The 25,218-nt window shown below is 67.4% G+C and carries 24 protein-coding genes; 19 read left to right on the top strand and 5 right to left on the bottom strand.

Annotation, left to right across the window (positions count from 1 at the left end):
- Positions 1-6: 6 nt before the first annotated feature.
- The 11 genes from hemE to galE are packed head-to-tail and all read left to right on the top strand — an operon-like array spanning position 7 to position 11,823.
- Positions 7-1,068, top strand: a complete 1,062-nt coding sequence (gene hemE / locus OVO38_RS00575; protein WP_095547047.1) for a uroporphyrinogen decarboxylase — start codon at positions 7-9, stop codon at positions 1,066-1,068.
- Positions 1,069-2,454 (top strand): protoporphyrinogen oxidase, encoded by a 1,386-nt coding sequence (locus OVO38_RS00580; protein ID WP_267207496.1) that lies wholly within the window; start codon positions 1,069-1,071, stop codon positions 2,452-2,454.
- Positions 2,455-2,464: 10 nt separating this feature from the next.
- Positions 2,465-3,982 (top strand): hypothetical protein, encoded by a 1,518-nt coding sequence (locus tag OVO38_RS00585; RefSeq protein ID WP_267207497.1) that lies wholly within the window; start codon positions 2,465-2,467, stop codon positions 3,980-3,982.
- A 19-nt stretch (positions 3,983-4,001) separates the two neighbouring features.
- Complete coding sequence (locus OVO38_RS00590; protein ID WP_095535235.1) at positions 4,002-4,730, top strand: DedA family protein; 729 nt, start codon at positions 4,002-4,004, stop codon at positions 4,728-4,730.
- Between the two features lie 32 nt (positions 4,731-4,762).
- On the top strand, positions 4,763-6,091 hold the full coding sequence (gene hemL, locus OVO38_RS00595) for a glutamate-1-semialdehyde 2,1-aminomutase (protein ID WP_267207498.1): 1,329 nt from the start codon (positions 4,763-4,765) through the stop codon (positions 6,089-6,091).
- Complete coding sequence (locus OVO38_RS00600; RefSeq protein WP_095547042.1) at positions 6,088-6,690, top strand: histidine phosphatase family protein; 603 nt, start codon at positions 6,088-6,090, stop codon at positions 6,688-6,690. The genes hemL and OVO38_RS00600 overlap by 4 nt, the downstream gene beginning before the upstream one ends.
- Positions 6,691-6,747: 57 nt before the next feature.
- On the top strand, positions 6,748-7,338 hold the full coding sequence (locus OVO38_RS00605; protein ID WP_267207499.1) for a TlpA disulfide reductase family protein: 591 nt from the start codon (positions 6,748-6,750) through the stop codon (positions 7,336-7,338).
- Between the two features lie 52 nt (positions 7,339-7,390).
- Positions 7,391-8,119 (top strand): cytochrome c biogenesis CcdA family protein, encoded by a 729-nt coding sequence (locus OVO38_RS00610; RefSeq protein ID WP_095275326.1) that lies wholly within the window; start codon positions 7,391-7,393, stop codon positions 8,117-8,119.
- A gap of 1 nt (position 8,120) precedes the next feature.
- Positions 8,121-9,764 carry a cytochrome c biogenesis protein ResB gene (locus tag OVO38_RS00615; RefSeq protein ID WP_267207500.1) on the top strand — a complete coding sequence of 548 codons (1,644 nt, stop codon included), beginning with the start codon at positions 8,121-8,123 and terminating at the stop codon, positions 9,762-9,764.
- A gap of 29 nt (positions 9,765-9,793) precedes the next feature.
- Positions 9,794-10,813: a c-type cytochrome biogenesis protein CcsB gene (gene ccsB / locus OVO38_RS00620; protein ID WP_267207501.1), complete on the top strand. Its 1,020-nt coding sequence runs from the start codon at positions 9,794-9,796 to the stop codon at positions 10,811-10,813.
- Between the two features lie 20 nt (positions 10,814-10,833).
- Positions 10,834-11,823 (top strand): UDP-glucose 4-epimerase GalE, encoded by a 990-nt coding sequence (gene galE / locus OVO38_RS00625; protein WP_267207502.1) that lies wholly within the window; start codon positions 10,834-10,836, stop codon positions 11,821-11,823.
- 6 nt (positions 11,824-11,829) lie between these two features.
- Here galE and OVO38_RS00630 read toward each other — a convergent pair whose 3' ends face one another.
- Positions 11,830-12,084, bottom strand: a complete 255-nt coding sequence (locus tag OVO38_RS00630) for a hypothetical protein (RefSeq protein WP_095535241.1) — start codon at positions 12,082-12,084, stop codon at positions 11,830-11,832.
- Between the two features lie 39 nt (positions 12,085-12,123).
- On the opposite strand from OVO38_RS00630, the gene OVO38_RS00635 reads away from it, so the two are divergent.
- Entirely contained in the window at positions 12,124-12,432 is a 309-nt protein-coding gene (locus tag OVO38_RS00635; RefSeq protein ID WP_095535242.1) for a DUF4229 domain-containing protein, read from the top strand.
- A 3-nt stretch (positions 12,433-12,435) separates the two neighbouring features.
- On the opposite strand, the gene OVO38_RS00640 is transcribed toward OVO38_RS00635, so the two are convergent.
- Complete coding sequence (locus tag OVO38_RS00640) at positions 12,436-13,350, bottom strand: AEC family transporter (protein WP_095547682.1); 915 nt, start codon at positions 13,348-13,350, stop codon at positions 12,436-12,438.
- 88 nt (positions 13,351-13,438) lie between these two features.
- Between OVO38_RS00640 and OVO38_RS00645 the strand changes: the two genes are divergently transcribed.
- Positions 13,439-13,726 (top strand): hypothetical protein, encoded by a 288-nt coding sequence (locus OVO38_RS00645; protein ID WP_095535244.1) that lies wholly within the window; start codon positions 13,439-13,441, stop codon positions 13,724-13,726.
- Between the two features lie 90 nt (positions 13,727-13,816).
- A complete protein-coding gene (locus tag OVO38_RS00650) occupies positions 13,817-14,356 on the top strand; it encodes a hypothetical protein (protein ID WP_267207503.1) in 540 nt (179 codons plus the stop codon).
- 563 nt (positions 14,357-14,919) lie between these two features.
- Here the strand turns inward: OVO38_RS00650 and OVO38_RS00655 are convergent.
- The gene (locus tag OVO38_RS00655; protein ID WP_095535337.1) at positions 14,920-15,912 is read right to left on the bottom strand and encodes a 1,4-dihydroxy-2-naphthoate polyprenyltransferase; all 993 of its coding nucleotides are present in this window, start codon (positions 15,910-15,912) and stop codon (positions 14,920-14,922) included.
- A 48-nt stretch (positions 15,913-15,960) separates the two neighbouring features.
- Here OVO38_RS00655 and OVO38_RS00660 point away from each other — a divergent pair, with 48 nt between their 5' ends.
- Entirely contained in the window at positions 15,961-16,836 is an 876-nt protein-coding gene (locus tag OVO38_RS00660; protein ID WP_095535246.1) for a glycosyltransferase, read from the top strand.
- A gap of 283 nt (positions 16,837-17,119) precedes the next feature.
- Positions 17,120-20,299, top strand: a complete 3,180-nt coding sequence (locus OVO38_RS00665) for an alkaline phosphatase (RefSeq protein ID WP_095547034.1) — start codon at positions 17,120-17,122, stop codon at positions 20,297-20,299.
- A 7-nt stretch (positions 20,300-20,306) separates the two neighbouring features.
- On the opposite strand, the gene OVO38_RS00670 is transcribed toward OVO38_RS00665, so the two are convergent.
- Positions 20,307-21,020, bottom strand: coding sequence for a hypothetical protein (locus OVO38_RS00670; RefSeq protein ID WP_095553335.1), 714 nt, complete (start codon positions 21,018-21,020; stop codon positions 20,307-20,309).
- 82 nt (positions 21,021-21,102) lie between these two features.
- Positions 21,103-22,251 (bottom strand): o-succinylbenzoate--CoA ligase, encoded by a 1,149-nt coding sequence (menE, locus tag OVO38_RS00675; protein WP_267207504.1) that lies wholly within the window; start codon positions 22,249-22,251, stop codon positions 21,103-21,105.
- A gap of 67 nt (positions 22,252-22,318) precedes the next feature.
- Between menE and OVO38_RS00680 the strand changes: the two genes are divergently transcribed.
- Genes OVO38_RS00680 through OVO38_RS00690 form a run of 3 tightly spaced genes read left to right on the top strand, consistent with a single transcriptional unit; the run spans position 22,319 to position 25,191 of the window.
- A complete protein-coding gene (locus OVO38_RS00680; RefSeq protein ID WP_267207505.1) occupies positions 22,319-23,467 on the top strand; it encodes an ATP-binding protein in 1,149 nt (382 codons plus the stop codon).
- A gap of 9 nt (positions 23,468-23,476) precedes the next feature.
- Positions 23,477-24,565: a sensor histidine kinase gene (locus tag OVO38_RS00685; protein WP_267207506.1), complete on the top strand. Its 1,089-nt coding sequence runs from the start codon at positions 23,477-23,479 to the stop codon at positions 24,563-24,565.
- Positions 24,562-25,191: a response regulator gene (locus OVO38_RS00690; protein WP_267207507.1), complete on the top strand. Its 630-nt coding sequence runs from the start codon at positions 24,562-24,564 to the stop codon at positions 25,189-25,191. The genes OVO38_RS00685 and OVO38_RS00690 overlap by 4 nt, the downstream gene beginning before the upstream one ends.
- Positions 25,192-25,218 lie beyond the last annotated feature (27 nt).

Genomic DNA, 25,218 nt, shown 5'->3' on the forward strand with positions numbered 1-25,218 from the left:
GAAACCATGACCAGACGCGACCTTTCCTCCGCCCCGCTCATCGAGGCCGCCAATGGCCGCACCCCGTCGCGCACCCCGGTGTGGTTCATGCGCCAGGCGGGCCGTTCACTGCCCGAGTACCGGAAGGTGCGCGAGGGTATCCCGATGCTGGACTCCTGCTTCATGCCGGAGCTGCTCGCTGAGATCACGCTGCAGCCGGTGCGCCGCCACGACGTGGACGCGGCGATCCTCTTTTCCGACATTGTCGTCCCGCTCAAGGCGGCGGGCGTGGGCGTGGAGATCGTCCCGGGCCGCGGCCCGGTGATGGACGCGCCGGTGCGCTCGCTGGCGGACGTGCAGCACCTGCCGATCCTGGACCACACGGTGGACGAGGTCGCCGAGGGCATCCGCATCATCCTGGACGAGCTCACCGATACCCAGGCGCTCATCGGCTTCGTCGGCGCACCGTTCACCCTGGCCAGCTACCTCATCGAGGGCGGACCGAGCAAGAACCACGAGACCACGAAGGCGATGATGCACGCCGAGCCGGAGACGTGGCACGCGCTCATGCGCCGCCTGGTGCCCACCATCATCACGTTCCTGCGCACCCAGGTCGAGGCGGGGATCGACGCCATGCAGCTGTTCGACTCGTGGGCCGGCTTCCTCACGGAGCGCGACTACCGTGAGTTCGTCCTGCCGTACTCCACGGAGATCCTGGAATCAGTCGCGGGGGAGATCCCGCGCATCCACTTCGGCGTGTCCACCGGCGAGCTCCTCGGCGCGATGAGCGAGGCCGGCAGCGAGGTCATGGGCGTGGATTGGCGCGTCCCCCTCGACCGCGCCGCCACGCGCTTCGCCTCCCCCCGCGTCCTGCAGGGCAATTTGGACCCGGCGATGCTCTTCGCCGGCGAGGAGGTCGTCGCCCGCGAGGTCGCCCGCATTAAGGGCGAGGCGGAGCAGGCGCTTATCGACGGCCACGCCACCGGCCACATCTTCAACCTCGGCCACGGCGTCCTGCCCACCACGGACCCGGACGCCATCACCAACGCCGTACGGCTTATTCACGACACTCACAGCACGGAGGCTTAAATGCACATCGCCATCATCGGCGCCGGACTCGCCGGCCTGACCTGCGCCTACGAACTGCGCGGCAGCGGGCACGAGGTGGACGTCTACGAGGCCACCGACCGCATCGGCGGCAAGCTCTACACCGTCGCGTTTGAGGGCGGCCCCACCGACATGGGCGCCGAGGCGTTCCTGTCGCGCCGGGTCGACGCGGTCGAGTTCTTCACCGAGCTGGGGGTGGGGGACTCGCTCGTCGTGCCGTCCGGCCTCGGTTCGCTGGTGTACGTGGACGGCGAGGCGCGCCCGCTTCCGCGGGGCGGTGTGATGGGGATCCCGGCGGCGTCGGCAAGCGTTGCCCACCTTGTGAGCGAGGAGACCGCCGCGCGTATCGACGCCGAAGGCGACGCCCCCGGCTTCGAGTGGGAGATCGGCGGCGACGTGAGCGTGGGCGCGCTGGTGCGCGAGCGCTACGGCGACGAGGTGGTGGACCACATCGTGACGTCGCTGCTCGGCGGGGTGTACTCGTGCAGCGCCGACGACCTGGGCGTGCGCGCGACCATCCCGCAGCTGGCCGAGGAACTGGACCGCCTGGCCGAGGCGGGCCCGGTGCACCTGTCGGAGGCCGTGCGCAACCTGGAGCAGGCGCGCAAGGAGCTGCCGACCGGCCAGGGCCCCGTCTTCAGCGCGTTCCGCGAGGGCTACCAGGAGGCGTACGAGGCGCTGGCGGAGCAGTCCGGCGCGAAGATCTACATCGACGCGTTCATCTCCGCGATCACGCGCGAGGGCGAGGGCTATCGCCTCAAGGGCGGGGAGGACGCGGTGTACGACCGCGTGGTGCTCGCCGTGCCCGCGCCGACGGCCGCGATGCTGCTGAAGCAGGTCGAGCCGGAGGTGGCGGCCACGCTCGCGCCGATCAAGCTGGCCAACTCGGCGGTGGTGGGCATGCGCTTTGCTAGCGACGACGGCCTGCCCCAAAATTCGGGCGTCCTGGTTGCCGCGGGCGCGGAGGATGTGCACGCGAAGGCGTTCACGCTCTCCTCGCGCAAATGGCCGCACCTGGCCGAGCGCGGCGGGGCGCTCGTGCGCGCCAGCTTCGGTCGCTTCGGCGACGACGTGGCGATCCGCGCCTCCGAGGATGACCTGGTGGACTGGGCGCTCGATGACCTGCAGACTGTCACCGGCTTCGACGGCCGCGAGGCCGGCCTGGAGGAGATCTTTGTCCAGCGCTGGTTCGGCGGGCTGCCGCGCTTTGATGAGCACCACCTCGCCACCGTGGACAAGGCGCTGGCGCAGCTGAGCGAGTCCGGCTCCGGCATTGCCGTCATCGGCGCGTGGGTCGGCGGCGTGGGCGTGCCCGCCGTGATCGCGAATGCGCGCGAAACTGCGCGGGGTCTGGGGAAAGACTGCTAACCTGCTGGGTATGCAGAAAACTCTTGGACTTGTGCTGGCCGCGAGCTGTTCGGCGGCGTTGGTTGTTGCGCCTCCGGCGCTGGCTGAGGACGCGGCGTCGGTGTCGCAGGAGCGCTGTGTCGCGCTGCGCACCGCTGTACACGACGCGACCGACGCGCTGCGCTCCGCCGAAGCGCGCGACCACGAGGCGCAGCAGGCGCTGGACGCGGCGCAGCGCGATGTCGACGCTGCGGAGCAGGAGCGCACGGCGAGCGCGAACCTGGTCAAGGATGCGCAGCGTGCCCTCGACAGCGCGACCCAGGACCGCGACGCCGCGCAGACCGCGGTGCCGGGAGGCGTGACGGTCGACTCCGCCGAGGCGGCACTCACGCAGGCAAAGGCGCGCGCCGAGGAGGCCCGCGCTGCGCTGGAGGCGAGCAAGGCCGAGGCGCGGGCCCAGTTCGACCGGGGCTCGCTCGGATTCTTCGAAGCGATGGGGGCCGACGACGCCGTCGCGGAGCTGCACACGGACTACCGCTTTGACAAGGTCGATGAGGTGACCGGGCAGACCGGGTACCGCATCGCGGACGACACGCGCATCGGCGCCAAAGGTGACGCGACGCACCTGGACAACATGAAGGCGGCAATCGAGTGGCTGCCGGAGGCGAACGAGCTCCGCGAAAGCGAGGGCCGTGACGCGCTGCCCGTCACGGATGCGTTGATGGCGCAGGCGCAGGTGAACATCAACTGGTCACAGCAGCTGCCGCGCGGCCACTCTCACAACGGGTGGGATAACTTGTCGTGGAACGCGGAGAACCCGTTCGACGGGTGGTTCCACGAGGAGCGCCCTAAGTACTTCGAGGCGAAGGAGCAGGGGCGCGACCCCTTCGCCGCGGGCGCCGGCCACTACATGGCCTTGGTGAACCCACAGATGCGCGCGACCGGTTTCGCGGTGAACACGGAGGAGTTCCTCTACCACGGCTTTACGTGGCGCGTCGCGCACGCGCAGACGTTCGCTCACCTCACAGTGGAGGGGCCGACGTATTCGGTAGAGGAGTACACCGAGCGCTTCAACACCTACTACGACGAGCTCGTCAGCGCCGTGAACGAGGGCGATGCGCAGAAGCAGGAAGCACTCGAGCAGCGCGAGGCTGCCGTGGCCCAAGTGGAGGACACGCTTACGGCGGCGCGGGCGCTGCGTGCCGCCGAACAGGCCGTGGCGAAGCGCGCGCAGGAACTCGAGGCAGCGAAGCAGGAGCAGTCGGCGCGCCAGGCCGCGGCCGACGAGGCCCTGGCGGCTGCGAAGCGCTCGCTGGGCGAGGCGACGCAGGCCGCCGAGGCTGCACAGGTGGCCGTCAAGGAGGCCCGCGCGAACGCCGCGGAGGCCACGGCCGAGTACGAGCCCGTGAAGGGGGAGTGCGCGCCGGCGGCCGGTGAGCAGAAGGATGGCTCGTCGACGGGCGGCATCATCGCCGCCGTGGTGCTCGGCCTGCTGGCGGTTGTGGGAATTGCGGTGGCGTCGAACCCTGCGCTGCTGAATATGTTCTAACTCGGTAGACTTTACGTCTATGTCGAGCGAGGACGCGGACGGCGAGGGCAAAGTCCAACAGCACACCCCGGAATCGGAACCGGAGTGGTGGGATCAGCCAGGCATGCCCTGGAACGAAAAGCCCACCAAGGCGGACTACTGGTGCCTGGGCTGGTTCGGCTTCATCGGTATTTTCGGCCTCGCGCTCATTCCGTTCCGCGCCTGGCTGCTGGGCCTGGACCCGCCGATCATGCTGGCGTTGACGGGATCGAGGATTGGCGCGGCGTCGACAGGCGCCCTGGCCTCGGTGGGTGAGGCGCAGCACTGGCTGCTGTACCTGCTCATCGGCTCGATCGTGGCGATCAAGTTCGACTGGGTGTACTGGTGGGCCGGCAAGCTGTGGGGGCGCGGCATCCTGGACGTGCAGGCGCAGAACTCCAAGCGCGCGGCGAAGAACATCGCGCGCGTGGAGCGGTGGGGGATGAAGCTGGGCTGGCTGGGCATTTTCCTGGCGTACGTGCCCATCCCGCTGCCGATCGCGTTCGTGGTCTTCGTGCTCATGGGCATGACTGAGATGCCGCTGTGGAAGTTCATGCTCCTGGACTTCGTGTCCAAGACGCTCTGGTCGCTGGGCTACGTCGCGCTCGGCTGGTGGATCGGCGAGCCCGTGGTGTACGTGCTGGAGCAGTACGCGCGCGTGGCCAATTGGATCGCGATCGGCCTGCTCGTGGTCATCTTCGTCGGGGCGATGCGCCGGAAGGGTAAGTAGGCGTTCGCCCCCATCGCCTAGGATGGGCAACTATGACAACTTCGGCCAAGTACCCAACGTCCGCACACACGTCCCGCTCCGCCGAGCTGTGGCAGCGCGCGCAGCAGGCCACGCCCGGCGGCGTGAACTCGCCGGTGCGCGCCTTCGGCTCGGTCGGCGGCCAGACGCGCTTCATCGAGAGCGCGCACGGGAGCACGCTTATCGACGTCGACGGGAACGCCTACGTCGACCTCATCAATTCCTGGGGTCCGATGATCCACGGCAACGCACACCCGGAGATCCTCGAGGCAGTGCAGAAGGCGATGCGTGACGGCCTGAGCTTCGGCGCGCCCACCGAGGCGGAGGTACAGATCGCGGAGATGATCGTGGGCCGTACCTCGGTGGAGGAGGTGCGCATGGTCAACTCCGGCACCGAGGCGACGATGTCCGCGGTCCGCTTGGCGCGCGGCTACACCGGCCGCCCCAAGATCATCAAGTTTGACGGCTGCTACCACGGCCACGTCGACGCGCTCCTCGCCGCAGCAGGCTCCGGGCTGGCCACGTTCTCCCTGCCGGACTCGCCGGGTGTGACGGGCGCGCAGGCGGCGGACACCATCGTGGTGCCCTACAACGACATCGAGGCCGTGAAGGCCGCGTTCGCGGAAAACGAGGGCGAGATCGCCGCCGTGATCGCCGAGGCAGCCGCCGGCAATATGGGCACGGTTGCGCCGCAGGACAACTTCAACACCAAGCTCAAGGAGGTCGCGCACGCCAACGGCGCGCTGCTGATCCTGGACGAGGTGATGACGGGCTTCCGCACCTCTTACTCCGGCTGGTACGGCGTGGACCACGTGGCGGGCGACCTGACCACCTTTGGCAAGGTCATCTCCGGCGGCCTCCCGGCCGCCGCCTTCGGTGGGCGCAAGGAGATTATGGAGCGTCTCGCGCCGACTGGGCCGGTGTACCAGGCGGGTACCCTTTCGGGCAATCCGGTCGCGATGGCGGCGGGCATGGCGTCGTTAAGCTTGGCCTCGGAGGACATCTACCCGGTGCTGGAGCGCAACGCCAGCACCCTGGCCAAGCTGGTGTCCGACGCGCTGAAGCGCGAGGGCGTGGCGCACAACGTGCAGCGCGCCGCGACGATGCTGTCGTTCCGCTTCGCCGAGGGCGAGGGCCACAACTTTGCTGACATGAAGGCGGCGGACACCTTCCGCTACGCGCCGTTCTTCCACGCGCTGCTGGACAACGGCGTGTTCGCCCCGCCGAGCCCGTTCGAGACCTGGTTCGTCTCCACCGCGCTCACCGACGAGGACTTCGGCCGGATCGAGGAGGCCCTGGTGCCCGCGGCGAAGGCTGCGGCGCAGGCGGTGGCGCCCGAGTGACGCGCACGACTGTGCACCTCGTGCGGCACGGCGAGGTCTACAACCCGAAGAAGGTGCTCTACGGGCGCATGCCCGGCTACCACCTGAGCTCCCGCGGCCGGTCGATGGCGGCGGTGACCTCGCAGTTCTTCGAGGGGCGCGACGTGACGTACCTGGCGGCGAGCCCGCTCGAGCGCGCGCAGGAAACGGCGGAGCCGATCGCGGAGGTGACCGGCTGCGAGGTGCACACCCGCACCGACATCATCGAGGCCGGCAACACCTTCGAGGGGCTGCGCACCAAGGGCTGGCGCAGCCAGCTGGTCAACCCGATCCGGTGGCGGCATATGACGAACCCTCTGGAACCGAGCTGGGGCGAGTCCTACGAGGCGATCCGCGCGCGGATGTGCGACGCCGTGGACAGCGCCCGCGCCGAGGCGGAGGGCCACGAGGCGGTGCTGGTGAGCCACCAGCTGCCCATCGTCATGGTGCAGCGCTACGTGCAGGGCAAACGCCTCGCGCACGCGAGCCGCGAGTGCGACCTGGCCAGCGTGACGTCACTTGTGTTTGACGGCGACGTTGTTGTTGACTGGTCCTACGACACTCCGGCCGAACGCATCTAGCCCGCTCTGCTGGGCCAGCGTGCCGGAGTTTTTGAACAGATGAATTGAGAGGTGCCCATGTCCCGACGGACCGCGCTGAGCGCGATCGCAGCGCCGATGGCCGCGTTGCTCCTGCTCACCGGCTGCGCCAGCTCTGGTGAGGGAGACAACTTTGCGTTCCATTCCCCGGGCGGGCAGACCGAGATCTTCTACGAGGAATCCGAGCGCAAGCCGGTGGAGCACTTCAGCGGCGAATCGCTCACCGAGCCGGGCACTACGGTGGACCTGCACGACTTTGACGGCAAGATCGTCGTCCTCAACGCCTGGGGCCAGTGGTGCGCGCCCTGCCGTGCGGAGGTGGATGACTTGCAGGAGGTGCAGGAGCACCTGGACGCGGACGGCACCGGCACCGTCCTGGGCATCAACGTGCGCGACCCGCAGCCGGAAATCGCCCGCGACTTCGTCGCCGACAACGGCGTGACCTACCCGTCGATATACGACCCGCCGTTCAAGACCGCTTCCTTCCTCGGCGGCGTGCCCAGCTCCGTGATTCCCACGACGATCGTGCTGGATAAGCAGCACCGCCCGGCCGCGGTGTTCCTGCGCGAGGTGACCGCCCAGGACGTGCTTGAGGTGACCGACAAGCTGGCGCAGGAGGGGCAGAGCTAGCGTGGGCGAGGCGTTCTCAGAGGTTGTGGCCACCGGGCCGCTCCTGCTCGGCATGTTGGCCGCCGCGCTGGCTGGCCTGGTGTCCTTCGCGTCCCCGTGTGTGGTCCCGCTCGTGCCCGGCTACATGTCGTACCTGACCAGCGTGGTCGGCGGCGAGATGACCGTGGACCAGGACGGCGTGCGCGTGAAGTCGCGCCGCTGGGCCGTCGCCGGTGCCGCCGGCCTGTTCGTGGCCGGCTTCACCGTGGTGTTCCTGCTGGCCACCGTCTCCGTGTTCGGCGCGATCAGCTTGATCACCCTCAACGCCGAGGTGCTCATGCGCGTCGGCGGCGTGATCACCATCGCGATGGGCGTGGTGTTCCTGGGCGCGGTGCCTGCGCTGCAGCAGGACCGGCGCTTGCAGCCGCGGCGCTGGGCCAACGTGCTCGGTGCCCCGCTGCTCGGCGGCGTGTTCGCGCTGGGGTGGACGCCCTGCCTCGGGCCGACGCTGGCGGCGATCATGTCGGTCTCCGTCGGCACCGAGGGGATGACCGCGGCGCGCGGCGTCCTGCTGGTAGTGGCGTACTGCCTGGGCCTCGGCCTGCCGTTTGTGGTGGTGGCGCTGGGCTCCGCGCAGGCGGTGCGCAGCGTCGAGTTCCTGCGCCGCCACTCCCACACCATCAAGGTGATCGGCGGCGTGCTGATGATCCTCGTCGGCGTGCTCCTTGTCACCGGCGCGTGGAACGTGTTCGTCGGCTGGATCCGACAGTGGACCTTGCAATATGGAGCGACGGTGATCTGAGATGCAACTGGTATCGGCGGCAACGACCTGGCTGCGCAAGACGTGGCACTGGCTGACCAGCATGCGCACCGCGCTCGTCCTGCTCTTCCTCCTCTCGCTCGCCTCCATCCCGGGCGCCCTGCTCCCGCAGCGCAACGTGAGCGAGTCGCTCGTGCAGGACTACCTGGACGCCAACCCGACGATGGGTCCGATTTATGACAGGTTGCAGCTTTTCGACGTCTTCAGCTCCTCCTGGTTCGTCGCCATCGTCACCCTGCTGATGATCTCCCTGGTCGGCTGCATCATCCCGCGTTCCATGGACCACTGGCGCGCCTACCGTGCCACCCCGACGCGCGCGCCGCGCTACCTCTCGCGGATGCCCATGCACGCGCAAGCCACGGTGGACGCCGGCCAGGACGAGGTGGAGGCGAAGGTCCGCCGCCTGCTCAAGCGCTGGCACGTGGCCGCCTACTCGCCGGAGGAGGACCGCGCCGGGACATTCTCCCTGGCCGCCGAGCGCGGCTACACCCGCGAGCTGATGAACCTGCTCTTCCACGTGGGCATCGTCGGCATGATCGTCGCCTTCGCCGCCGGCCGCATGGTCTTCTACGAGGGCCAGGTCATCGTGGTGACCAACTCCGAGTCCCAGTACGCCGTGCCGGTGGAGCAGTCCACCGAGTTCTGCAATACGTCCCCCGCCAACTTTGACGTGTTCCGCGCGGGGCCGCTTTTCGACGGCACCGGGCTCACCCCCTTCTGCATCGATGCACACAACTTCCGCGCTGAATACTTAAACAGCGGCCAGGCGAACGGCTTCTGGTCCGACGTGTCCTACACCGACGACCTGACCGCGCCGAAGGATAGCTGGCAGGAGACCACCCTGGCGGTCAACCACCCGCTGCGCATCCACGGCGACCGCGTCTACCTGCAGGGCCACGGGTTCGCCCCGCAGGTCACGGTGACGTGGCCCAACGGCGAGACTCGCACCCAGATGATGCAGTTCCGCCCGACGGACACGCAGACGTTCCTGTCCTCGGGCGTGATGCGCTTCGACCCGCCCGCCGGCATGTTCCCGGACCTGGCGGACCGCCGCCAGAACCAGATCGCCCTGGAGGGAAACTTCGCGCCGACGGCCCAGTGGGGCGGCCAGGACGGGGAGACGCTGCAGTCGTCGTTCCCGTCGATGGATGACCCGGCGCTGTCCATGGACATCTACCGCGGCGACGCTGGCTTGGACTCGGGCCGCCCGCAGAACATCTTCGTGCTCGACCAGATGCTCATCGCGGAAGGCCAGCTGCAGAAGCTGGAGCGCGTCAACCTCACCCCGGGCGAGGAGATCGCCGTGGACGGCGGGATCAAGGTGCGCTTCGACGGCGCGGCCGAGTACGCCAACTACCAGATCTCGCGCGACCCGACGCAGGTGTGGGCACTGGTCACCACAGTGATCATGCTCGCCGCGCTCGCCGGCTCGCTGACCATCAAGCGCCGCCGCGTCTGGGTCCGCCTCGCCCCGGTCGCCGGCGGCGGGACCGCGGTGGAGATCGCGGGCCTGGCGCGCACGGACCGCGCCGGGTGGGGCCCGGAGTTTTCCGAGCTCGTCGAGGAGATCCTGGGGGAGCACCCGGATGATGACGGGGACGATGACGAGCTGGATGACCTTGGATAATGGCCCGCTGATGGAGTAGATTGAGCACCATGCTTGTCAACACCACCATGGCGGAGTTGTCCGATCTGACCTTCCGCACCGCGTTCATCATCTACATCGTGGCGCTGCTCATGGCGTGCGTGTACTACGGCCGCGTCCTTGCGGTCGTGGACGTGCGGCGCGAGCGCCGCGCGGCGCAGCAGGAGCGCGCCGCGGAGAAGGTGGCGGTTGGGGCTGGGGGGCCGGTGGTCGTCGAAAAGCAACTGCCCCCGGAGCCCGAGCTCGACGACGCCTACGAGAAGCGGGTGGCCGCCGCCCGCAAGTGGGCGGGCATGACGCAGGCCCTGGTGTGGGTCGGCGTGGCGCTGCACATCGTCGCGTTTGTCACGCGCGGCATCGCGGCGCGGCGCTTCCCGCTGGGCAACCTGTACGAGTACATCCTGTTCATGACCGCGGTGATCATGGTGGCCGCCGCGATCGTGATCGGGCGGAAGGGCTGGCACACGGTGTGGCCGTGGCTGCTGTTCCCCATGGTCATCGCGATGTTCCTCAACTCCACGGTGTTCCACATGCAAGCCGCCCCGGTGGTGCCGGCGCTGCAGTCCTACTGGATGCCGGTGCACGTTTCCACGGTGTCGATCGGTGCCTCGGTCGGCATCGTCTCCGGCGTGTTCGCGCTGCTGTACCTGCTGCGCATGTGGCAGCCGAAGGGCGAGGAGCACGGCTTCATTGGCAAGATTGTGCACCCGTTGCCGTCGGCAAAGACGCTGGACCAGATCACCTACAAGACGGCGATCATTACGCTGCCGCTGTTCGGCATCGGTATCGTCTTCGGCGCGATCTGGGCCGAGGTGGCCTGGGGTCGCCCGTGGAACTGGGACGCGAAGGAAACCGTGTCCATGATCACCTGGATCCTGTACGCCGCTTACCTGCACGCGCGGGCCACCGCCGGCTGGAAGAACGCGAAGGCGGCGTGGATTAACGTCTTCGCGCTGGCGATGACCATCTTCAACATGACCTACGTGAACACGGTGATTGCGGGTCTGCACTCGTACGCGGGCCTGAACTAGCTGCGTTAGACTCACCGGTTATGAAAGTTCTTATCACTGGCGGGGCCGGCTTTATCGGCTCCACGATCGCTTCCTGTTGCGCCGACAACGGAATTACCCCGGTGATTCTGGACGATTACTCCACCGGCCTGCGCGCCTTCGCCGAGCGCTTCGACCACTACGAGGGCGACATCGCCGACGTGGCGCTGCTGCACCGCATCCTGGACGATCACCCGGACGTCGAGGCCGTGGTCCACTGCGCCGCGAAAATCGTCGTGCCGGAGTCCGTCTCCCGCCCGCTGTACTACTACGAGAACAACGTGGGCAAGGCCACGACCTGCGTGCGCACCCTGTCCGAGCGTGGTGTGAAGCGCGTCCTGCTCAGCTCCACCGCCGCCATGTACGTCCCCGGTGAGGACCTGATGGTCACCGAGCAGAGCACGGCAGACCCGTCGAGCCCCTACGCCGCCTCGAAGTGGATGCTGGAGCGAGTGCTTGCCGACGCCGCCTCGGCCGGCCTCATCCGCGCCATCTCACTGCGCTACTTCAACCCCATCGGGGCGGACCCGCAGCTGCGCACCGGCCTGCAGAACCCGGCCCCGTCCCACGCGCTAGGCAAGATGATCTCCGCCTACCAGGCCGACGAGCCGTTCACCGTCACCGGCGTGGACTGGCCCACCCGCGACGGCTCGGGCCTGCGCGACTACGTCCACGTGTGGGACCTGGCCCGCGCGCACGTCGCCGCGCTGAAGGCCGAGGCGTCAGCGCTGGCGGACTACGAGGTGATCAACCTGGGCACCGGCCAGGGCACCACCGTCTTCGAGCTGGCAAACGCGGTCGGCGAGGCCACGGGCAAGCCCCTCGAGGTGCGCACCGCCCCGCCGCGCGACGGCGATGTGGTCGGCTGCGCCACCCGCACCGAGAAGGCCGAGCAGTTGCTCGGCTGGCGCGCGGAGTACACCGTGGCGGACGGCGTGCGCCACTCGCTCGCCTGGGCGGAGAAGCTGCCCGAGGTGCTGGAACAGCGCTAGTTCCGGCTAGCTGCCCTCCCCGTCGCGGCGCTTGCGGCGCTCTTCCTCTTCGCGTCGCTTGCGCTCCGCCTCCTCGCGGGCGCGCCGCTCCTTGAAGCGGTTCTTCTCAATGTTCCAGAGGAACTCCTCATCATCGTCGGGCCCCTTGATCTGCGGCCGCTCCGGCGCCTGCTCGACCTGCTTGTTCGAGCCGGGCCCGAAGGCGCGCCACATCAGGTACACGGCGAGGACGATGAGTACGAGGAGTAGTAGCCTTCCCATGACTTCCAACATACTTGGTGGCCGTCTAGGGTTAGGCATATGCAACAACAACCGCCGGAAGTTGATCCCGCCGCCCGCTCGCGCGCCAATAAGGCCGCCGCGATCTACGGGCTGTGCAGGCTCGTGCTGTTCATCGCACTCACCGTGGTGATCCAGGGCGCGGCCATGCTCATCGGCGCCCCAGTGCCGCTGATCATCTCCGCGCTCCTCGCCCTGATCGTGGCGTTCCCGCTGTCCATGCTGGTGTTCAAACGCCAGCGGATTGAGGCCACCGAGGCCGTGGCGCACTGGCGCGAGCAGCGCAAGCTGCGCAAGGAGTGGATCTCCAGCGAGCTGAGCGAGCGCTAGCGCCTACCCGAACAGGGCGGCGATGGCGAGCATGGCGGGCAGCGAGAGGAACGTGGTGAGGAAGACGGTGTCGCGCGAGACCGTCTGGCCGACCTGGTAGGTGGCGGCGTAGTTGTACACGTTTTGCGCGGTGGGCAGCGCCGCGAGGATGAGCGCCGCGTAGAGCTCGGTGCCGTCGAGGCCCAGGGCGTACCCGACGCCGAGGGCGATGGCGGGCATGCCGACGAGCTTGAGGAGGGTGGCGGTGAGCGTCGGTAAGCGATCATGCGTGAGCACGGAATCCCCTTTCAGCGAGGCGCCGAAGCTCATAAGGATGAGCGGGATGGACGCGCCGCCGAGGATCTCCAGCGGCGCGAGCACGGGCTCGGGGACCTCCCAGCCGGAGGCGGAGACGGCGAAACCAGCGAAGGCGGCGAGCACGACCGGCGCCGTTATGCCCGCGACGATGGAGCCGCCGATCGAGCGCAGGCTCGCCCCGCCCGCGTTGAGGCCGGCGATGATGACGGGGGAGAGCACCGCCATTTGCAGCACGAGCGCGGGCACGACGTAGGTGGCGTCGCCGATCACGTAGGTGGCGATGGGCAGCCCGATATTGACCGAGTTGTAGTAGCTTGACGCGGCCGCGCCCGCCATCGTCTCGGCGAAGCTGCGGCGGAACAGCAGGGCGCTGAGCAGCCAGTACAGGAGCATGGTGGCTACCGACGCCACCGCGATCACCCCCACGACCGGCGACAGAAACGCGGACGTGTCCGAGGTGGACACGCTGGAGAAGATGAGCGCCGGGGTGCACGCCCAGAACGCGATGCGGTTGAGTTGCAGGCGCGCCTCGCCCTGCCCGATCACGCCTCTGTGCGCCAGCAGGAACCCCACCGCGATGACGGTGAAGATGATGGCGAAACCAGTCAGGACGTCGAGCATCCGCGGTTCCCTCCTTCTGTAATCTTGGTCGAGGTAGTGGCACCAAGTATGACACCTGGGAGGAATCGTGATGGGACCGCGGTGGCGGATGTTGGTAGTTTACGTGGTGGCGTCGACAGGCTTGCTCCTCGTCTCGTCGATCTTCGGGCCGATGGGCTGGGCCGTTCCGCTCTTGGTGCTCAACCCGCTGCTCGTCGCGGTGCTGGCGTGGCGCGACACGGCCCGCCGCGGCGCGACCTGGTGGTGGTTCGCCGTCCCCGTTTTGGCGGGAGCCTTGCAGGCGCTCGTCCTCATGAACGCATCCGCGCTCCCGTTCGTCGCGCTCCTGCTGGTTGGCGCGGGCATCGGCACCCTGGGTGGCCGCGCGCGGAATTGACGGACTTTCCCAGGCGGGCGGCCAGCGCTACGTAATAGTTGCCGCCTACGTTGGTTCGGGCAATTGCAGCCTATCGACGAAAGGCCCAACGTGAGCAGGACCGCATCCGTCATCGCAGTGGTGTGCGCTTCCGCAGCGGCGCTGACTGCCTGCGGCAACTACGTCAACGTGGACGTCATCGGCGCCGCCGGGTTTTCCCACGACGAGGAGGGCCACATCATCGCGCACGTGAACACCTGCGGCGAGGAGATGAGCGAGCTCGAGGTCGCCTCCGACCGCATCGGTCTCGCCGAAGACGAGGAAAACCGGGTGCTGGCCAAGTTCACCGCCGCCGAACCACAGACCGGCCACGTGCAGGTGCCGCTTGATGGACCGAGCTCTGGCACGTGGGCCGCGGAAGCACCGCTCGACGCCTCCTATCCCGAGGATCGCACCCTCTTGCTTAACCCGGCGCCGGACGACAGGGGCGGGCAGGGGCCCTTCAGCAAGGAGACATCCTTCACTCCCGCCAGCGCCGCCAAGCAGCAGATCCTGGAACAGCCCGCCGGCACCATTGTGTCCGTGAACCCCTACGACGGCTCGACAGACACGTGGAGCCCCGCGGATTTCGACGCCGCGTGCGGGGAGTAGCTGCCGTCTACTCTGCGGCCGCAGAGTAGAAATCGTTTCGCTCGCTGTCACAGGAGTGCGGTTTTACCCCATTTGCAAACAAAACAGACATACACCTTGCGGTCGAACAAGTGTGTGAGTATAACTGGTGGCAATGAACTACTTCACTACTCACTAGCTCCGCCCTGCGAAGATCTGGGAACGCAACGGGCATATCCACTACCGTTTTGCTGACGGTTCCCGCTACACCGCCTACAACCGCGCCCACCCCGTCCGCGAGCCGGATCCGCTCACTCATCGAACCGACAGCACTGATTCGTGCGCATACGAGTGCTCGGAGCACTGCACAGACTGCGCTCCCCGCGTTGATGATGACCCGTGTACTGAGTGCCCCATTTACAACCATCTTTGGGCGAACCGTTCGATCGTGAACGCCGGATCCGCACCCGATTCAGCGCCACCAGGGTGCAGCAAGCAATAGCGCAGACATGAAAAACCGCCCCGGTCTCCCTGTACAGCAAGGAGTTTCGGGGCAGGTCGAGACATGGAACTGGCAAATGCAGTGCAGCTCACTCAGCAGGCGACTACTGCACTGCCGTGTACGGTACCGCTTCACCTCCACCCCAAATTGGGAACCCGAGGGCAGTAAACGCAACGGCGGTGAGCACGGACCAGATCAGCATGGCCCGACCATTGATACCCAGCACAGGGATGAGGTCTTTGCCCTTTGCCTGGTCGCGCTGCACTTTCAGAATGGAGGAAACGGCAAACGGCAAAGCAGCGAAACCGAGGAGCGCGAGCGAGTTACCAAGCAGCAGGGAGACGACAAATGGCGTCAACGTCAGCACAGTAAACAGGCGACGAGCCCTCACCTCGCCGATGCGCACAGCAAGGGTGTGTTTGCCGGCCGCGGCGTCGGTGTCAATATCGCGGATATTGTTTGCCAGGTTCACGGACGCGGAAATCGCGCCCACACCGATGGCCACCAACCACCCCTCGGCAGTCAGCCATCCTGACTGTGTGTACTGCGTACCTAGCACAGCGACCAGCCCGAAGAAGATGAACACGGCCAGCTCGCCGAATCCGTAATAGCCGTACGGCTTCGTCCCGCCGGTGTAAAACCACGCTGCCGCGATGCAAGCCGCACCGACCAGGATGAGCCACCACGCACTCATGACCGCAAGGATCACGCCAAGAACGGCAGCGACGAAGAAGGAAGCGAATGCTGCGAGCTTCACATCCTGCGGCCGCGCCAGCCCGGACGCGGTGATGCGGCTAGGGCCTGTCCGTTCGTCGTCAGTGCCGCGCACACCGTCGGAGTAGTCGTTGGCGAAATTCACGCCGATAATCAGTGCCCACGCAACGCCGAGTGCGAGCAGCGCCTTGCCAAGGTGCATGCCACCAATGTGTGCAGCCAGGCCGGTGCCGGCGATCACTGGGGCGAACGCGTTCGGCCACGTGTGCGGTCGCGCCGCCTGCCACCAGTCGTGGAACGTTGCCGAACTGCCAGTGTCGGCCCGTTCTGTAGTGTTCGCTGTCTGCTGGTTGTCAGTTCCATTACCGCTCGTGTCAGTCATGTCTCCCATCATGCCCCGATTTGGTCAAGTCGGCTAAAGTTTTGGCTCATGTGGATTGACTACGCGCTTCGGCAAGCACTCGGTGGGGCTGGTGCACTTTTGCGCGCGCCTCAGCTGCGGGTGGTGGCGCGGAAATCTCCGGCTAGGTTCCCACAGGAGGGCGACACCGTTATTTCGCTGACCTCCCATGGGCCCCGGCTGAAGTCGGCGGTGGTGGCGATTTCCTCGCTGCTCGTCGGCACGACACGCCTGCCGGTGTATCTGTGGCTGGATAAGGAGGACTACGAGGGTGAGTGGCCGAAAGGTCTGCACACCCTTGTGGAGCGCGGCCTGCAGGTGTGCTGTTCGGACGGCCACTATGGTCCGCACACCAAGTATTACGGCACGTTTCAACGGTTTGCCGGTACTGGCACCCGCGTCATCACCGTTGATGACGACATGATGTACCCCAAGTGGTTCGCCAAAAAGCTCCTCAACGCCTCGGACGCCGATCCGAACAACGTGGTGGCGTACCGCGCTCACGAGATCGTGCTCCAGGACGGCAAGTTGGCGCCGTACAAGCAGTGGAAGTCTGTGCAGGATACGGATCCGGACCCGCGCCACTTCGCCACCGGCGTCTCCGGTGTTGCGTACCCGCCGGCGATGGTCGATGCAGTTGCCGCGCAGGGCAAGGCGTTCCAGGACTGCGCCCCACACGCCGACGACATCTGGCTGAACCGTTGCGCACTTCGCACGGGCCACTTCGTGCGCCAGGTCTTCCCGCACCCGCGCGAGTTCTCGATGGTGCCGGCGTCGCAAGGCGTGGCGCTCGTGCGCGGCAATCTCCGCGGGGGCAATGATGCCCAGCTGCGCGCCACCTATGCGCAAGAAGAGCTGGGCATGCTTATCGACGCCGCGCTGTCCCTCAACGAACCAGCACGGTAATCCCCGGCGTATCGGAAGCGGTGCGCAACCGTAACTACCTGCAGATCTGGTTGAAGCTGAAACCCGGGTGTGAGCAGGGGTGTTTGACATGCGCCGCAGGAAGCATCAATCTAAACGTGTGTTTTAAGCTTCCCTAAAGTGCTCGGGTAGCGCCCTTAACTGCATTTTTGTAGTCACCTAAAGTTCATTTGGGTTTTCCGAATTGGAAATTTGCTGGATTTATGATGTGTGGCGGTTGAACAACCATCCACTTTTTTTGGCTTTTCATGTGAAGGAACCCCACATGCGTATTCCGTTTAGAACACTGACCGCCGTGGTCAGCGCTTCCGCGCTGGCCCTGGCGAGTCTCCCCACAGCCTCTGCCGCACCGGCGGAGCAGAACTTTAACGGCAAAGAGTCCTGTGTGACCCTTGACGCCGAAGGCAACTTGGTGAACGTCCCACAGCCGGGGGATTGCACCCAGTTTGGCAAGGGCGGGCAGGGCAACACCGACGCCCAGGCCCGCAACGTGATCTTCATCCTGGGCGATGGAATGGGCCACCAGGAGATCACCGCAGCGCGTAACTACCTCAAGGGCGCGAACGGTCGCTTCGAGGGCCTGGACGAGCTGACGGCCTCAGGTGCTTACACCACCTTCGCCGTCTCCCAGGAGGGCAAGCGCCAGTACGTGACCGACTCGGCGGCTTCTGCCACCGGCTGGTCCACCGGCACGAAGACCTACAACGGTGCGCTCTCTGTCGACGTGGCGGGCACACCGCACGAGAACCTGATCGAGATGGCGAAGAACGCCGGCATGCGCACCGGCAACGTCTCCACCGCCGAGATCCAGGACGCCACCCCGGGCGCGCTGCACTCGCACATTTCTCAGCGCGGCTACTACGCGCCGTCGGGCGACAAGAAGGTCGTGCAGGGCAAGGAGGCGCGTGAGAACGGCGGCCTGGGCTCGATCTCCGAGCAGATCATCGACACCCGCGCGGACCTCACCCTTGGTGGCGGCCGCAAGTACTTCGACACCGAGGTGCAGGCGGGCGGCGAGAACCGTAACCCATTCCTCACCGAGAAGCACGACGGCGGCGCGGAGTGGGAAGCCGGCAAGACTGTGCGCGAGAACGCAGAGGCTAAGGGCTACACCATCGTCGATGACGAGGCTGGCCTCGACGCGGTCACCGTGGCTAACCAGGACGCGCCGGTCCTCGGCCTGTTCAACGACGGCAACATGACCCGCCGCTACGAGCAGACCGTCCCGGGCAACGCCACCGACAAGGAGCCGGAGACCTGCACCCCGCAGGACACCGGCAACGAGCCGACCGCGGCGGAGATGACGAAGAAGGCAATCGAGCTTCTCGACGACCCCTCGTCCGACAAGGGCTTCTTCCTCCAGGTGGAGTCCGCCTCTATCGACAAGGCGGACCACGCCGCTGACGCCTGCGGCATGATCGGTGAGACCGAGCAGATCGACGAGGTCATCAAGGAAGCCCTCGACTTTGCTAAGAAGGACAAGGACACCCTCATCGTGGTCACGGCTGACCACGCACACACCGCAGAGATCGTGCCGGACGGCCGTCCGTCGGTATCCGCAGTGACCCGTCTGAAGTCGCAGAAGGACGGCGGCGCGGTGATGTCCGTCGGCTTCGGCACCCAGCCGTGGTCCATCAATGAAAGTGGCGAGCTGGAAACCAAGTCGATGATGCACACCGGCACCCAGGTGCGCATCGCTGGCTTCGGCCCGGGCTCCGAGAACGTCAACGGTCAGCTCGACCAGACTGACGCTTTCTACGTCATGGCGAACGCGCTCGGCCTCAACGGCGGCACCGAGGGCGGTCAGGATCCGTGGGAGATCAACAAGGGCAACAAGGTCATGTCGCTGGCTACCCGCTCCAAGGCGAAGCCGGGCGACCAACTGTGCTACCTCGTCTCTGAAGGTGCCGCTCCGAAGGTCGGCGACTGCGCCCAGTTCGGCACCGCCGGCCAGGGCATTGATAACGCGAAGGCGAAGAACGTCGTGCTGCTGATTGGCGACGGCACGGGCGACTCCGAAATCACCGCTGCCCGCAACTACCTGAAGGGCTCCGCGGGCCGCTTCGACGGCCTGGACAACCTGGACTACACCGGCTACCTGACCACCTTCTCCCTGGACAAGGAGACCGGCCTGCCGAACTACGTCCCGGATTCCGCCGCGACCGGCACCGCCTGGAACTCTGGCGTGAAGGCCTACAACGGCGCGATTGGCGTCGATAGCAAGGGCAAGCCGGTTGCCACCCTCGGCGAGCTGGCCAAGGCGAAGGGCATGAAGATCGGTAACGTCTCCACTGCGGAGATCCAGGACGCCACCCCGGCGGCCTTTGCCGCACACGCGCTTGACCGCTCCTACTACGCGCCTTCCGGCGATAAGAAGGCGGCGCAGGGCGAGCAGCTACGCGAGAACGGCGGCCTCGGCTCCATCTCGGAGCAGATCGTCGACCTGCGCGCCGACGTCACCCTCGGCGGCGGCATGAAGTACTTCAACACCGAGGTCGTTCAGGGCGGTCAGTGGGGCGAGAACGGCAATACCTGGACCGCAGGCAAGACGGTGCTGGAGAACGCGAAGGACAACGGCTACCAGGTCGCGACCAATCTTTCCGAGCTCAACGCCGTTGACAAGGCGGACGCAGAAAAGCCGGTGCTGGGCCTGTTCTCCGAGGGCAACATGCCGCGTACGCTGAACCAGTCCATCCCCACCATCGACGGCGGCGACATGGATCCGGCGACGTGTGTAGCTAACCCGGAGTTCACCGCGGAGACCCCGCGTCTGGCGGACATGACCACCAAGGCGCTTGAGCTGCTGCAAAACGACAAGGGCTTCCTTCTCCAGGTGGAGTCCGCCTCCCCGGATAAGGCCGACCACGACGCAGACGCCTGCGGCCTGATCGGCGAGGTCGGCCAGCTCGACGAGGCCGTCCAGGCCGTGCAGCAGTGGGCGGACAAGACCGGTGAGGAAACCCTCATCGTCGCTACTGCGGACCACGCGCACACCGCGCAGATCACCTACGAGGACAGCAACACCGCTGGCCGCGTGACCCAGCTGACCACGGTCGAAGGCTCCACCATGGCGGTCAACTTCGCCACCTCTAAGACCAACGAGGACGAGGACGCCCTCGGCGGCCAGCAGCACACCGGTGCCCAGCTGCGCGTCGCAGCTTCCGGCCCGGGTGCGGCCAACCTGACCGGCCAGATCGACCAGACTGACCTCTTCTTCGCCAGCCTTAACGCGCTCGGCATCGACCCGATCAACCACGACCTCACCTTCGAGAACAAGATGAAGCAGGTCGACGAGCAGCCGGGTACCACCACTGGCTCCTCTGCAGAGTCTCCGTGGCTGATCGCCGTGCTGACCATCGCGGGCCTGGCGGGCCTGCTGTCCCTGATCGCCCTGCTGCTGCCGCAGCAGGTAGATAAGGCGCTCGGCCCGATCGCCAAGCTCTAAGCGCTACTTACTTGCCCACCATCGGCAGCTTCGGCAGCTTCAGTCCGAGCTGTGGCAGGGCAAGCAGCCCGAGCAGCGCCAACAGCGCTGCGACGACCCCACCGATGATGGCTGGAACGTTCAGATCTGGCTTCGCGGTGGGGTAATCCACATTCGCCTGGGGGCCCTTGGCGCAGGCTGCGGCAGCGGCCACGTCGGCGTCGCTAAGCTGCACCTGCTTCACAGCGACCTTCCCGGCAGGCGTGGTGGACCAGGCGTCGTACAGTGCGGCGTCGCTCTTTGCGACTGCGAATGGCAGCTCGACGGGCTTCGTGTCGGAGCCGACGTGCCAGGAGTCCGTGTTGATGTCCTCGAGCGTGCGCTCTGTCGTCGGGTGGGTCTCCTTCAGCGTCTTCTGCGCGCTCGCGTACTGCCCGGCGAGCTGGGCGGGCAGCACCTTGGTCAGGTCTGCCTCCTCGCCCTTGAGCGTCTTCTCGTTTTCCGCGATGACGCCGGGGTAGACCGACTCAACTGCGGCGATGAAATCGCGGGCTTGCTCGTGCTCACCGATGGCCTTGGACTCGTCGAAAAGCGTGGAGATGAACTGCTTCTCGCCGGCAGTGAGGCTGACCGCACAGGTGCCTTCCTTGTCCTTCTGGGCGACGGTTGCGGCGTGGGCGGGTGCGGCGAGTGCGGAAAGCGCGATCGCGGTTGCGGCGACGCAAGCGGTGAGACGATGCATGGTGTCCTCCTTGTTTGAGGGATGGGTATGTACAACCCAAAGTGTGAAGGACACCGTGTTGCGAGAGCGTAAACGTTGAAGGCTAGTTCCCGCCAAACATTTCCGCCACCGCCACGCGGTCGACCTTGCCCGGGCCGAGCTGGGGGAGGGAAGGGACGGGGCGCAACTCCTTCGGGATCTGCCAGCGGGGCAGGTCTTGGAGCGCGTCCATCAGCTCGGCCACCGTGGCGGAGCCGGTGTAGGCGGCGCAGATGCGCTGGCCGAATCGCTCGTCGGCAACGCCGACAACGCAGGCGGAGGTCACGCCGGGCTGGGCGAGTAGGAAGCGCTCGAGCACTTCCGGCTGCAGCTTGAAGCCGCCGGTGGAGATCACGTTGTCCAGGCGGCCCTCGACGGTGAGTACGCCGTCGGTGATGTGGCCGGCATCGGAGGTGGTGAACCAGCGCTGGCCGTCGGCGTCGGTGGTGAACGGGTCGGGCTGCACGTCACCGCGGTAGCCTTCGGCCACCATGGGGCCGCCGAGGACGATGCGGCCGCCGTCGAGGCGCACGCGCGCGCCGGCGATGGGTACGCCGTCGTAGACGCAGCCGCCGGAGGTTTCGGAGGAACCGTAGGTGGTTACGACGTTGATGCGCAGCTTCTTCGCGGAGTCGAGGAGGCGGGGGTTGGTGGCGGCGCCGCCTACGAGGATGGCGGTGAAGCGTCGTAAAGCATCGATGCCCTGCAGGCTCGAGGTGGCCTTGGCCAGCTGGTGGGGCGAGAGCGCGGTGTAACAGCGCTCGCCGGTGGCCGCGAGTTCCTCGGTGCGCTCGGCGAACTCGTTGATACTGAAGCCGTGGGAGAGGTCCAGGGCGGCGGGCTCGACGCCGGCGACCATGCTGCGCACCAGCACCTGGATGCCCGCGATGTAGGCGGCCGGCATGGCGAGCAGCCACTGGCCCTGGCCGCCGAGCGCCTGGTGGGTCGCGTCCGCGCTGGAGATGAGGTTGGCGGCGGTGAGCATCGCACCCTTGGGGCGGCCCGTGGAGCCGGAGGTGGCGACGACGAGGGCGACGTTGGCGTCGATAAGCTGCCCGACGCCCTGCGTATTGCGCAGCAGGTTGGCGCGGGTGGGGTCGTTGGTGGGCACCGGCAGGAGGGCGCGTTGGCCGGTGAGTGCCTCCTCGAGCGCGGGCATGATGGCCAGCGGGTTCGCGGGGTCGACGGGGAGGATCTCTAGGCGGTTGTTCACGGATCTAGCCTAGCAAGCCGTATGAGTCTTTATGATTCGGCGATTCATAAACAGGTATAAAGGGGGCATGCAGCCAAGCCCGTACACCCCAGGCGAAATTGCGCCGGAAGTCTTCGGCCGCGAGCAGATCCTCGAGGACATCCGCCGCGACCTCGCCTTCATTATCGTCGAGCCGCGCTTTGTCGGCCGCATCCAGGTCTTCGCCGGCCCGCGCGGCGTGGGCAAAACGAGCCTACTGCGCGCCGCGCAAACCGACGCCGCGGCCAAGGGATTCGACACCCTCTGGGTCACCGCGGGCGACGGTCCGCTGCTCGCCTCGCTCGTCGAGGCGCTCGAGGAGGTCTCCAGCACCTGGCAGGGCTCGCTTGTCGACGCCCTCCGCTCCCTCATCTCCACCGCAAAAGTTGAGGTCGCGGGCATCTCGGTCAGCGGGGCGGCCCCGCGCAAGGGCGCGGAGACAGGCAGCCAGGGACGCCGGCTGCAACGGCTCCTCGCCGCAGCGGGCCGCGCAGCGCGGGAGCGCTCGCGGGGGCTCGTCCTGTTCATCGATGAGATCCAGAGCGCCGACGCCGACGGCATCAAGGCGCTCGCCTACGCCTGGCAGCACATGCAATCCGAGCAGCGCGACCTGCCCATGGCCGCCTACACCGCAGGACTCAGCCACACTCAGGACGTGGTCACGGACGCGGTGAGCTTCGCCGAGCGCTTCGCCTACCAGCACCTGCACAACCTCACCCGCGACCAGGCCGCGGACGCGCTGCGCAGCCTCGCCGCCGCCAAGGGGGTGCGCTGGTCCGACGACGCGCTCGAGGCCGCGCTCGGGTTCGCGGGCGGCTACCCCTACTTCATGCAGGTGATCGGCGACGAGACGTGGCGCGCCGCTGGCTTCCCGGGACCGGGCACGGTGCTGGAGGTGCCCCAGGTTGAGGCCGCCGGGGAGGGCTTCAACCAGATGCGCCAGACCTTCTTCCGCGCCCGGTGGAAGAAAGCCACGCCCGCGGAGGCACGGATGCTGCGCGCGATGGCGGCAGCGGGCGAGCCCGAGGGCGACGCCCCGGTGAAGCGCAGCGCCATCGCCGAGGCCATGGGACGCGACTCCAACGACCTGAGCATGGCGCGGCGATCCCTACTGGACAAGGGGCTCATCGACACCTCCAGCCACGGCTACCTGGAGTTCACCGCGCCGGGCTTCGCCGAGTTCGTCCGGGGGCTGTAGGCGGTGAGGATGCGTACGGTCGACCTGGTCCTCGCCGGCCTCGCTGCGGTGCTGGCGCTGGTGTACACGGCCAGCGCGTTCGCGGAGCCGAGCGACGCATCCGGGTGGGTGCAGGCCCTGCTGTCCTGGGGGTTCGTCGCGGCGTTCGGGGTGGTGACTTTGCGGGCGAAGTGGGCGTCGATAAGCATGATTGCCCTGAATGTGGCCTGGTCTGCGGTGTGGATCCTTGCGCCGATCAACCTGGGCTACACCCTCTGGGTGCTGGCGGTGCCCGTGGCGGTGTTCGTGGCGCGCAGGTTCGTGGGCGGGCGCTTCGGCGCGGGCGTGCTTGCCGCGGCGATGGTGTGGGCGCTGGCCTCGCCGTTTATGTGGGCGTGGGACGAGCGCTTCGTTCTGTTCTACCGCTCAGGGGTGGACGCGGTACTCGCGCTCGCTGCGCACTGGACGGTGCTCGCCGTGGCGTACCTGCTGGGCGCGAACCTGGCACGGGAGGAGGCAGGAAGGCGCGAGCGGCTGCGCGCGGCGCGCGAGCAGGAGCGGCTAGCCATCGCTGGCGACATCCACGACCTGCTCGGGCATACGCTCACGCTGATACGGGTGCAGGCGAACGCAGGGCTCGCGGCCGGGAACGAGCGTGAGGCGCTGAAACAGATCAGCACGGAGGCAGGCGAGGCGCTCACGGACATCCGCCGGCTCGTGCGCGGCCTTCGCGACGGTGGCAGCGGGGTGGAGCCAACTGCGGGTGCGGAGGAGCTGCCTGAGCTGGTGCAACGCTTCCGGGACGCGGGGGTGCGCGTCAGCTACGAGGGCGGCGCGCTGCCGCAGGTGCCCGCCGTGAGCAGCCTGGCCGCCCACCGCATCGTCGCCGAGGCCGTGGCCAACGCCGCGCGCCACCAGGAGGACCCGGACGTGCGCGTGCGGGTGGAGGCGGCAGACCGGCTCGCCGTGACCGTCGCGTCGACCGGGCCGATCCGCCCCCGCCCCGGCGCGGGCACCGGACTGGAGGGCTGTCGCGAGCGCGCCGCCAGCGCGGGCGGCACGCTGTCGACCGAGCAGCGCGGGGACACCTTTATCGTGCGCGCGGAGCTGGGCCGATGATTCGCATTTTGCTTGCCGACGACCAACCGCTCCTCCTTTCCGCCCTGTCCACCATCCTCGCGGCGCAGCCGGACTTGGAGGTCGTGGCCACCGCGAAGGACGGGGCGCAGGCGGTGGAGCGGGCGCGGGCGCACCGCATCGACGTGGCGGTGCTGGACATCCGCATGCCGGTGCTCGACGGCATCGCCGCCGCCGCGCAGATCCTCCCGCTCGGCACGCGGGTGATCATGCTTACCACGTTTGACGACGACGCCCTGATCCAGTCCGCCATCGACGCCGGCGTCCACGGCTTCCTGCTCAAAGACGCGGACCCGGACGTGCTTGCGGACGCGGTGCGCACCGTCGCGCGCGGCGAGTCCGTCCTGGCCAGCGGGGTGACGGGGCGCGTCATGGAATGGGTGCGTGGCGGCACCCCGCAGGACCGGTCGGTGCTCGAGGGGCTCACGGCGCGCGAGCTGGACGTGCTCGCCGAGGTCGGCCGCGGGGCCACCAACGCCGAGATCGCGCAGCGGCTCTTCATCGCCGAAACCACCGTGAAAACGCACGTGTCCAGCCTGCTGTCCAAGCTGGGCGCGCGCGACCGGATCGCGCTCGTGCTCATCGCGCAGCGCGCCGGGATCTCCTGATCTCCTCCCACGGGAGGAGTGAAGTTC

Source organism: Corynebacterium sp. Marseille-P8863 (assembly GCF_946902955.1).
Classification (GTDB): domain Bacteria; phylum Actinomycetota; class Actinomycetes; order Mycobacteriales; family Mycobacteriaceae; genus Corynebacterium; species Corynebacterium gottingense.